This is a genomic window from Pseudomonas sp. GM25, assembly GCF_000282255.1.
Lineage (GTDB): Bacteria > Pseudomonadota > Gammaproteobacteria > Pseudomonadales > Pseudomonadaceae > Aquipseudomonas > Aquipseudomonas aphyarum.
The window spans coordinates 1-9,746 of the sequence record NZ_AKJQ01000088.1; the positions used below are offsets into that span (position 1 = coordinate 1).

At 62.5% G+C, this 9,746-nt stretch carries 8 protein-coding genes and 1 pseudogene; 5 read left to right on the plus strand and 4 right to left on the minus strand.

All coding sequences use genetic code 11. The features are described 5' to 3' along the window. Window positions 1–99: 99 nt before the first annotated feature. The 3 genes from xopAW to PMI24_RS28415 all read right to left on the minus strand — a co-directional run bounded on the left by xopAW (window position 100) and on the right by PMI24_RS28415 (window position 2,866). On the minus strand, window positions 100–957 hold the full coding sequence (xopAW, locus tag PMI24_RS28405; RefSeq protein ID WP_007960368.1) for an EF-hand domain-containing protein: 858 nt from the start codon (window positions 955–957) through the stop codon (window positions 100–102). 110 nt (window positions 958–1,067) lie between these two features. After that, window positions 1,068–2,117 carry a sensor histidine kinase gene (locus PMI24_RS28410; RefSeq protein WP_007960369.1) on the minus strand — a complete coding sequence of 350 codons (1,050 nt, stop codon included), beginning with the start codon at window positions 2,115–2,117 and terminating at the stop codon, window positions 1,068–1,070. After that, entirely contained in the window at window positions 2,117–2,866 is a 750-nt protein-coding gene (locus PMI24_RS28415; RefSeq protein ID WP_045121924.1) for a response regulator, read from the minus strand. The genes PMI24_RS28410 and PMI24_RS28415 overlap by 1 nt, the downstream gene beginning before the upstream one ends. Before the next feature lie 295 nt (window positions 2,867–3,161). Here PMI24_RS28415 and pyrF point away from each other — a divergent pair, with 295 nt between their 5' ends. Beyond that, window positions 3,162–3,860 carry an orotidine-5'-phosphate decarboxylase gene (gene pyrF, locus PMI24_RS28420; RefSeq protein ID WP_007960372.1) on the plus strand — a complete coding sequence of 233 codons (699 nt, stop codon included), beginning with the start codon at window positions 3,162–3,164 and terminating at the stop codon, window positions 3,858–3,860. Window positions 3,861–3,912: 52 nt separating this feature from the next. Here the strand turns inward: pyrF and PMI24_RS28425 are convergent, their stop codons facing one another. Then, window positions 3,913–4,917 carry an NADP-dependent oxidoreductase gene (locus PMI24_RS28425; protein WP_007960373.1) on the minus strand — a complete coding sequence of 335 codons (1,005 nt, stop codon included), beginning with the start codon at window positions 4,915–4,917 and terminating at the stop codon, window positions 3,913–3,915. A 228-nt stretch (window positions 4,918–5,145) separates the two neighbouring features. Here PMI24_RS28425 and PMI24_RS28430 point away from each other — a divergent pair, with 228 nt between their 5' ends. From PMI24_RS28430 to PMI24_RS29855, 4 genes and pseudogenes are all read left to right on the plus strand, one after another. Further along, entirely contained in the window at window positions 5,146–5,907 is a 762-nt protein-coding gene (locus tag PMI24_RS28430) for an SDR family oxidoreductase (protein ID WP_007917441.1), read from the plus strand. Window positions 5,908–6,102: 195 nt separating this feature from the next. Then, window positions 6,103–7,503, plus strand: a complete 1,401-nt coding sequence (locus PMI24_RS28435) for an aminotransferase-like domain-containing protein (protein WP_045121923.1) — start codon at window positions 6,103–6,105, stop codon at window positions 7,501–7,503. 147 nt (window positions 7,504–7,650) lie between these two features. Beyond that, a pseudogene (locus PMI24_RS29850) lies at window positions 7,651–8,715 on the plus strand (HAMP domain-containing protein); the annotation flags it as partial. Next, window positions 8,713–9,576 carry a methyl-accepting chemotaxis protein gene (locus PMI24_RS29855; RefSeq protein ID WP_443200805.1) on the plus strand — a complete coding sequence of 288 codons (864 nt, stop codon included), beginning with the start codon at window positions 8,713–8,715 and terminating at the stop codon, window positions 9,574–9,576. The pseudogene PMI24_RS29850 and the gene PMI24_RS29855, both read left to right, overlap by 3 nt. Window positions 9,577–9,746: the final 170 nt, after the last annotated feature.

Consider the following 9,746-nt stretch of genomic DNA (forward strand, 5'->3'; position numbering starts at 1 on the left):
CCGGTCTCTACAGTGAGGGCGCTTTGATGACACACCGCTAAGTCAAAGCAAACCACTCACCCAGCCAACCTCAGTCGTCCCTCAAATCCTCACCCAATCTCAAGTCGCCACATTCAAATACTTGCCCACCGACGCGGTGCTTTCGAGCGAGTACTGCTTGCTCAGATTGGCAATCATGCGGTTCAGCGCTTCGGTGGTGGTTTGAGTATTGCTGGCGGTCTGTTCGTCATCCGGGCGTTCGCGACCTGCATGCAGTGCAGCTTTCAGTTCGTCGCTGCTGACGCCTCCGCTGCTGTCGCTGTCCAGCACTTTGAGCAGTGCGGTGGCGGTGTCGGTGTTGTTTGAGGAGGTGCTGTCGCTGGTCTGCAGCGCGCTGTTCAGTTCGGTGGCGGTAACAGTGCCGTCGCCGTCTGCATCGAGTTGGCTGAACAGTTCATCGCTGGAGGCTTGCGGTGGTGGGGGTGGCGGTGGGGTGAGGCTGGCGGCGAGTTCGTCCTGGCTGACGACGCCGTCTTCGTTTTTGTCCAGGGCGGAGAAGATTTTGCTGCTGTCGGCGGTGCTGCCGGCGCTGGTCAGGCCGTTGCTCAGTTCGTCGCTGCTGATGGCGCCGTCGCCGTCGGCGTCGAGGGCGCTGATCAGGGCGTCGGCGAGTTCGGTGTTGGGGGCCTGGTCGCCTGGGGGCGGTGGGGGTGGGGCCATGGCGGTCATTTCTTCGGCGCTGAGGCTGCCGCTGGAATCGCTGTCCAGATCGCCGAATTGTGTGCTCAGGCTGACCAGCAGGCCGTCGTTGGACTTTTGCGACAGGGCGCTGCCCAGTTCGTCCTGATCCACCGCGCCGTCGCCGTTGCTGTCGAGTTTGGTGAACAGTTCCTTTTGCAGTTGCTGGCTGCGGGCGTTTTGGGTGGAGGTGCTGCTGGTGCTGGTATAGCTCGTGTAGTTGCTGACGCTACCGATCATCGGGCTCACTCCTTGGACTGGAAAACCGGTGGGTGTACCGGCTTATGCAGCCTCCAGTCGCAAGGTGTCGTGGGTATGTGGGGTTTGTACCGGCCGGTACACAGTCAGGTTCAGTGGCGAGGCAGCTGGATCACGGCGGTCAGGCCGCCGCCGGGTGTTTCTGCCAGGGTCAGTTGTCCGCCCTGACGTTGCGCCGCTTCCCGGGCGATGGTCATGCCCAGGCCGACGCCGCCGGAGTTGCGGTTGCGTGAGCCTTCGAGGCGGAAGAACGGTTCGAACACGGCTTCGCGCTTGTCCGCCGCGATGCCCGGGCCGTGGTCGATGACGCGGATCAGCAGTTGTTCGCGCTGGTCTTGCAGTTCGATGTGCGCTTGGCCGGCGTAGCGCAGGGCGTTGTCCATCAGGTTGTTGATGCACGAGCGCAGTGCCATCGGTTGCACCTGCATCGGGGCGCAGTGGCCGCTGACCTGCACGTCGGCGCCTTGATCCTGGGCGTTTTCGCACAGTGATTCGACCAGCGCCTGCACGTCCATCAATTGCAAGGCTTCGCTGGTGCGCTGTTCATGCAGGTAGGTGAGGGTGGCGTCGAGCATGCCGATCATGTCGTCCAGATCCTGGCGCATCTGGCCTTGCAGCTTGTCGTCGTTGATGTTTTCCAGGCGCAGTTTCAGCCGCGACAGCGGGGTGCGCAGGTCGTGGGAGACCGCGCCGAGCATTCGTGCGCGTTGCTGCACCTGTTCGCGGATGCGGTGTTGCATCAGATTGAACGTGTGTGCGGCCTGCCGGGCTTCCCGGGGGCCGGTTTCGTCCAGCGGCGGGCTGTCGAGGTCTTCGCTCAGGCGTTCGGCCGCGTCGCTCAGGCGCTGGATCGGCCGGGTCAGCAGCTTGGCGCCGTACCAGGCGGCAATGATCAGCGAGATGAACTGGAAGGTCAGCGGCACGATCGGCCCGCCGAACCAGGGGCGCGGCGGACGGGGCGGGTAGCGTGGATCCTGCGGCGGCTGTTTGCCGTCGATGGTTTCCGAGAATTCGGGCGGCGGAGGCGGTGGTGGCGGGCCGTAGAGACGGAACCAGGCGAAAGCCAGCAAGTGCGCCAGGACGATCGCCACCAACAGCACGCCGAACAGGCGGCCGAACAGCGTGTCGAAGCGCGCCCGCATCAGCCGATGTCTCGCGCGTCGAACAGGTAGCCTTCACCGCGCACGGTCTTGATCAGTTGCGGGGCTTTCGGGTCGTCGCCGAGTTTTTGCCGAAGGCGCGAGACCAGCAGGTCGATGCTGCGGTCGAAGGCTTCGATCGAGCGACCACGGGCGGCGTCCAGCAACTGTTCGCGGCTGAGCACCCGGCGCGGACGTTCGATGAACACCCAGAGCAGGCGGAATTCGGCGTTGGACAGCGGCACCACCAGACCATCGTCGGCGATCAACTGGCGCAGGACGCTGTTCAGGCGCCAGTTGTCGAAGCGAATGTTCGCACGCTGTTCGGTGCGATCGTCGCGCACCCGACGCAGAATCGTCTGGATCCGCGCCACCAGTTCACGAGGCTCGAACGGTTTGGCCATGTAGTCATCGGCGCCCAGTTCCAGGCCGATGATCCGGTCGGTGGGTTCGCAGCGGGCGGTGAGCATCAGGATCGGGATGTCCGATTCGGCGCGCAGCCAGCGGCACAGCGACAGACCGTCTTCGCCGGGCAGCATCAGGTCGAGCACCAGAACGTCGAAATGTTCGGCCTGCATCGCCTGGCGCATGGCCGCACCGTCGGTGACGCCGCTGGCGTGAATGTTGAACCGGGCCAGGTAGTCGATCATCAGTTCGCGGATCGGCACATCATCGTCGACGATCAGTGCGCGGATGCTCCAGCGCTTGTCGTCTTTCTGCTCGTCGTTCACGGAGGCTTGGGAGTTGTGCATGAGGCTGTTCATCTGCCAGTAGGCCGCCAACCACAAAGATAGGCTGCGAGGTTGTGGTTTCAGCATAGGCGTCCGGCCGTGAGGCGGGAAGGGCTGCTGTAAGGACTTGTTGCGGCTGGCGAGGCTAGCGTGGGCGCATGTTGCCGGCGTGTCGGTTGTGTATCGGGTTCGACACAATACCCTGCAAGGCTATGCTGATCACGGTTGGCGCGACGATTTACCGATCATCGGGTGCCGCGCCGCCGCCGGTTCCGCTACAATGCGCGCCGATTTCGACTTGCCTGAGAGCCCATCCATGTCCGCCTGCCAGACTCCTATCATCGTCGCCCTGGATTTCCCTACCCGTGACGCCGCACTGAAGCTGGCCGACCAGTTGGACCCGAAACTGTGCCGGGTCAAAGTGGGCAAGGAACTGTTCACCAGCTGCGCCGCGGAAATCGTCGGCACCCTGCGTGACAAGGGTTTTGAAGTATTCCTCGACCTGAAATTCCACGACATTCCCAACACCACGGCGATGGCGGTCAAGGCTGCTGCCGAGATGGGTGTGTGGATGGTCAACGTTCACTGCTCCGGCGGCCTGCGCATGATGGCGGCCTGCCGTGAAGAGCTGGACAAGCGCAGCGGCCCGCAACCGTTGCTGATCGGCGTGACCGTGCTGACCAGCATGGAACGCGAGGATCTGGCGGGAATCGGTCTGGACATCGAGCCGCAGGAGCAAGTATTGCGTCTGGCGGCACTGGCCGAGAAGGCCGGGATGGACGGTCTGGTGTGCTCGGCGCTGGAAGCCACTGCGCTGAAAACCGCGCATCCGTCGCTGCAACTGGTGACCCCGGGGATTCGTCCGGCGGGCAGCGCCCAGGACGACCAGCGTCGCATCCTGACCCCGCGTCAGGCGCTGGATGCCGGTTCCGACTATCTGGTGATCGGCCGTCCGATCAGCCAGGCGGCGGATCCGGCCAAGGCGCTGGCCTCGGTGGTTGCCGAACTGGCCTGAGCGAACAGCTGAAGCATCAAAGAAGGGAGCCCGATGGCTCCCTTCTTTGTTTTCAGACCTTCAACACCAGCTTGCCGAAGTTCTCGCCGCTGAACAGTTTGCCCAGGGTTTCCGGAAAGGTTTCCAGGCCTTCGACGATGTCTTCCTTGCTCTTGAGTTGACCCTTGGCCATCCAGCCGGCCATTTCCTGGGCGGCGCTCGCGTACTGCGCGGCGTAATCCATCACCACGAAACCTTCCATCCGCGCGCGGTTGACCAGCAGCGACAGGTAGTTGGCCGGGCCTTTGACCGCTTCCTTGTTGTTGTACTGGCTGATCGCGCCGCAGATCACCACACGCGCCTTGAAGTTCAGGCGGCTCAGCACCGCGTCGAGGATGTCGCCGCCGACGTTGTCGAAATACACATCCACGCCTTTCGGGCATTCGCGTTTGAGGCCGGCGAGCACGTCTTCGCTCTTGTAGTCGATGGCGCCGTCAAAACCCAGTTCATCGATCAGGAACTTGCACTTGTCCGCGCCACCGGCAATGCCGACCACCCGGCAGCCTTTGATTTTGGCGATCTGTCCGGCGATGCTGCCGACAGCGCCCGCTGCACCGGACAACACCACGGTGTCACCGGCCTTCGGTGCGCCGACATCGAGCAGGGCGAAGTAGGCGGTCATGCCGGTCATGCCCAGTGCGGACAGATAAACCGGCAGCGGTGCCAGTTTCGGGTCGACCTTGTAGAAACCTCTCGGCTCGCCAAGGAAATAATCCTGCACGCCGATGGCGCCGTTGACGTAGTCGCCGACGGCAAACCCCGGATTGTTTGACGCGACGACTTTGCCTACGCCCAACGCGCGCATGACTTCGCCCAGACCCACCGGCGGAATGTAGGATTTGCCTTCGTTCATCCAGCCGCGCATGGCCGGGTCGAGGGACAGGTATTCGTTCTTGACCAGAATCTGCCCCGCCGCCGGCTCGCCGACCGGTACTTCCTGATAGGTGAAGGTCTCGCGGGTGGCGGCGCCCACCGGGCGTTTGGCGAGCAGGAACTGGCGATTGGTCTGGTTGGTCATGACAGGCACTCGAATTGAATGAAGCCTTGTTGATAGACCTTCATGCGCGATGCCGCAAGGTTGGCTCACGGGGCGAATGCAGGTTGATCCAGTACGGTGATAGTCCCCGGCGGTGTTTCATCACTGCGATTCATGAAAGGCTAACCGGCCTTTTGATAGTGCTGACGTCACTCAGGCCCCTGTGGCTATGCTGCCTTCATCAATCCCCCCGCATTCGAGGACAAAACAATGAGCATGACGTTTTCCGGTCAGGTAGCCGTCGTCACCGGCGCGGCCAACGGCATCGGCCGCGCGACGGCCCAGGCATTCGCCGCCGAAGGTCTGAAAGTGGTGGTGGCCGATCTGGATGCGGCCGGGGGCGAGGGCACCGTGGCGCTGATTCGTACAGCCGGTGGCGAAGCGACCTTCGTGCGCTGCAACGTGACCGTCGAAAGCGAAGTGAAAAATCTGATGGACGAGGTGATCAATACCTACGGCCGTCTCGACTATGCCTTCAACAACGCCGGGATCGAGATCGAGAAGGGCAAACTGGCCGAAGGCTCGATGGACGAGTTCGACGCGATCATGGGCGTCAACGTCAAGGGCGTCTGGCTGTGCATGAAGTACCAGCTGCCGTTGCTGCTGGCCCAGGGCGGTGGGGCGATCGTCAACACCGCGTCGGTGGCTGGACTGGGCGCCGCACCGAAGATGAGCATCTACGCCGCCTCCAAGCATGCTGTGATCGGCCTGACCAAGTCCGCCGCCATCGAATACGCCAAGAAGAAAATTCGCGTCAACGCCGTATGCCCGGCGGTGATCGACACCGACATGTTCCGCCGCGCCTACGAAGCGGATCCGAAAAAAGGCGAATTCGCCAACGCCATGCACCCGGTCGGTCGCATCGGCAAGGTCGAGGAAATTGCCAGCGCCGTGCTGTACCTGTGCAGCGATGGTGCGGCCTTCACCACTGGCCATTCGCTAGCAGTGGATGGCGGCGTGACCGCCTTCTAAGGAAGCGTCGACTGATACAAAAAAGGACCCGCCCACCGGCGGGTTTTTTTTCGCCTCGGGAGCGGTTCCGTGAATCCGCTAAACAATGTGTTTCAAATGGTGAGAACGGAGGCTTTTGGCGGTTTTGTCGCACAGCCTCAAGGGCGTGGCTGTGATTTACTGCCGCCAGCAAAACGGACAGGAGTTTGCGTGCTCATGGAATTGAGAATTGACCGACTGGCAATGGTGCCGGTCGTACAGCAGATTGTTGACGGGTTGACCGAGTGGATCATGCAGGGGCAGGTGCCGCCGACGACGCGTCTGCCCTCCGTGCGAGAGATTGCACGGTGCAATCTGCTCAGCCAGTCCTGCGTCATGGAGGCTTGCGAGCGCCTGGTGGCGCAAGGGGTACTGGCCTCGCGTCAGGGCTCGGGATTCATGGTGGCGGCTTCGTTGCCCGGTTGTTGCAAAGCGATCGATGGCTCCGGGTGTGAGGGGGAGCGTAGCGGGGGGGATCCATCCGCCCGATGGCGCAGCGGTTTGACGCTGGGAAGTGGCGTCCTGCCGGAGAGTTGGCGCGAGCCCGATGATCTCGGCTATGCGATCCGCGGAGTGACCCGCGCCGACATGGCCAGCCTGTTCAACTACAGCACGCCTCTGGGGCTGCCGGCGTTGCGCGAACAGATCGTCAAACGCCTGGGATTGCTGAGTATCAAGGCCGTGGAAGAACAGGTGATGACCACCGCCGGCGCCAGCCACGGGCTGGACCTGATCGTGCGTACCCTGTTCAAGGCCGGTGATTGCGTGGTGGTCGAGACCCCCGGTTATGCGCCGCTGTTCGATCTCCTGCGCTTGCACGGCGTGCGCATGCTGGAGGTTCGCCGTACGCCGGGCGGGCCGGATCTCGAGGCGCTCGAGGCGTTGCTGCAGCAGTTTCGGCCCACCGCGTTGTTCATCAACAGTCACCACCACAATCCCACGGGCAGCTGCCTGTTGCCGGCCGTCGCCCGACGCATTCTGGAGTTGAGCAGGCTCTACGATCTGCGGCTGATCGAAGATGATGTCTACGCTGACCTGCACAATGGCAGCGGCACTCGGCTGGCAGCGCTGGATGACGAGGGACGGGTGATTTACGTCGGCAGTTTTTCCAAGACCCTGAGCAGCTCTTTGCGGGTGGGTTTCGTGCTGGCCGATGGCGAGCTGATCGAGCGGATGGCGCGGGTCAAGATGATCAGTTGCATGGGCACCTCGAGGTTTTGCGAGGCGGTGCTGGCCGGAATGCTGGCCAGTGGCGCCTATCGCAAACTGGTGCAGCGCCAGCGCCAGCGTCTCAATACCGATCGTGCGGCGGCGTTGCAGGCCCTGGAAGATGCCGACTGGGAAGTGTTCGGCAAGCCCACGGGCGGCCTGTTCATCTGGGCGCGCGCGCCGCTGGCCGATGAGGCGCACTTGCGCAGGCATGCCTCGCGCTGCGGGGTGCAGCTGTCTTGTGCAACCTCGTTCAGCCCCAGTGGCGAAGCCTGCGACTGGCAGCGCATCAACGTGGCTTACGCCTGTGATCCCCGGGCACGACAGTTTTTTCGCAGCACCACCGTGGATCGACCTCAAGCGTTCTGAAAACGACGCGTGCGTAGCTTTTTGCCATTATTCCGACGCCAGAGACTTGTGCTGGTTCAAGGCCGTTGCGAATCTTCGACAACAGACTATGGCAGGGGACTACGCGCAATGATTTCGGCCGTGCAAGGACGTTTTGCCAACCTCGGTATGGCAAAAAAACTGGGTATCGGGTTTGTGCTGGTGTTGCTGCTGACGGCACTGGTGGCAGCCATTGGCGTCTGGTCCCTGCAAACCATCAGTCAGCGTTTCGACGGCCTCAAACAGATGTCATCGCTCAACAGTGGTCTGCTCAAGGTGCGGCTGCTGGAGCAGGACTACGCCTTGCACGGCAACCCGAAAACCGTTGATGCCTTGCACGAGGGGGTCGACGGTCTGATCGCCATGGCCGACCAACTCAAGATTTTGTCGCCGGGCAATGAGTCGGTCATGAACGACGTACAACAGTCATTGGGCGCTTACCGCAAGGCGTTCGATGAGTTCGTCTCGTTGTCCCAGGCCAAGGACCTGGCGCTGGAAATGGCCAGTTGGTCGGTGTCCAGCGTCGCCAACAATCTCGATGTGTTGCAGGCCGGTCTGGCCGACGACGGCGCGTACACCCTGAAAGACAGCGAGGGCAAGGACGGGGCGCAATTCATCGAGCAGGCCGGACAGGTCAGTCAGGTCTCACGCTTGATGTTGCAGGCGATGAACGAAGCGAGGGTGCGCCTGGATCAAAGCCGCAAGGGTGACGACAGCGCCGGCCAGGGCAATATCGAGCAGGCTGCGCAAGCCCAGGCGCAGGCTGAGCAGCTCAAGTCCACGGTCAAGGACGAGGGTTACCTGACGGTGCTCAATGAGGTCTCCGGGCACATTGCCGGTTTCAGCGACAAGCTTGCCGAGTACACCGGGTTGCTGGCCCAGGAAAAGACTGTCTATCAGCAGTTGCATCAGCGTGCCGACGAAGTCGTGGCGCGGGTCGATCAGGCGTATGTCGCGCAAGACGGCGCGATGCAGGGCGAACTGAAAAAGAATTCGGTGCTGATCATTGGCTCATCGGCGCTGGCGTTGCTGGTCGGGCTGATTGCGGCATGGGTGATCACCCGACTGATTGTGGCGCCGTTGCGCAGCGTGATTCATGTGGCGCAACAGATTGCTGCCGGTGATCTGAGCGCAACGATCGAGGTCACCCGGCGGGACGAAATCGGTCAGTTGATGCTGGCCATGCAGCAGATGGGCGCAGGTTTGAGCACGATTGTCAGCGGGTTGCAGGCGGGGATCGAACAGTTGGCCAATTCGGCGCAATCGCTGTCGGCGGTGACCGAGCAGACCAACCTTGAGGTCAGCAGCCAGAAAGAGGAAACCGAACAGGTCGCCACGGCCATGAACCAGATGACCGCCACCGTGCACGATGTGGCGCGCAATGCCGAAGAGGCGGCGCTCGCGGCGCAGACCGCTGATGGCAAGGTCGAAAGCGGCCAGCAGGTGGTGCGTCAGAGCATGGCGCGGATCGAGCAACTGGCGGATTCGGCGACGTCGGCCAGTTCGAGCATCGAGAGTCTCAGTGCGGAAATCCAGAACATCGGCACGGTGCTGGGGGTGATCAAGAGTGTTGCCGAGCAGACCAACCTGCTGGCGCTCAACGCGGCGATCGAAGCGGCGCGGGCGGGCGAGCAGGGCAGGGGCTTTGCGGTGGTCGCCGATGAGGTGCGGGCGCTGGCCCGGCGCACGCAGCAGTCGACCGAGGAGATCGAGCGGCTGGTCAGTGCCTTGCGTTCGGCGGCGCATTCGTCGGTGCAGCAGATTCAGAGCAGTGGCGAACTGGTGAAGCTGGCGGTGAGTGATGCGTTGCAGACCGAAAGCGCACTGGGGAGTATTGCGGCGGCGGTTTCGTTGATTCAGCAGATGAATCAGCAGATTGCGGCGGCGGCGGAGGAGCAGAGTTCGGTGGCGGAGGAGATCAATCGCAGTGTGACGAGTATTCGGGCGAGTGCGGATCAGTCTTCGATTGCCATGCGGGGGAATGCGGCTTCGAGTGTTGAGCTGGCGCAGTTGGGGAGTGAGCTCAAGGGGATGGTGGGGCACTTCAGGCTTTGATTTGGACTTGGCGGCCTTTGGGCCGACCAGGTTCCCGTTTTATTGCGTTCATATCCGTTTCTGCGGGTGTTGCGGCTGGCGGTTTCGCCCTTACGGCGAGTCCCTTTTTCAAACGCCAAAAAGGAACCAAAAGGCTGGGCCCCGGCGTTCGGCCCCTCGCTGGGGCTCGG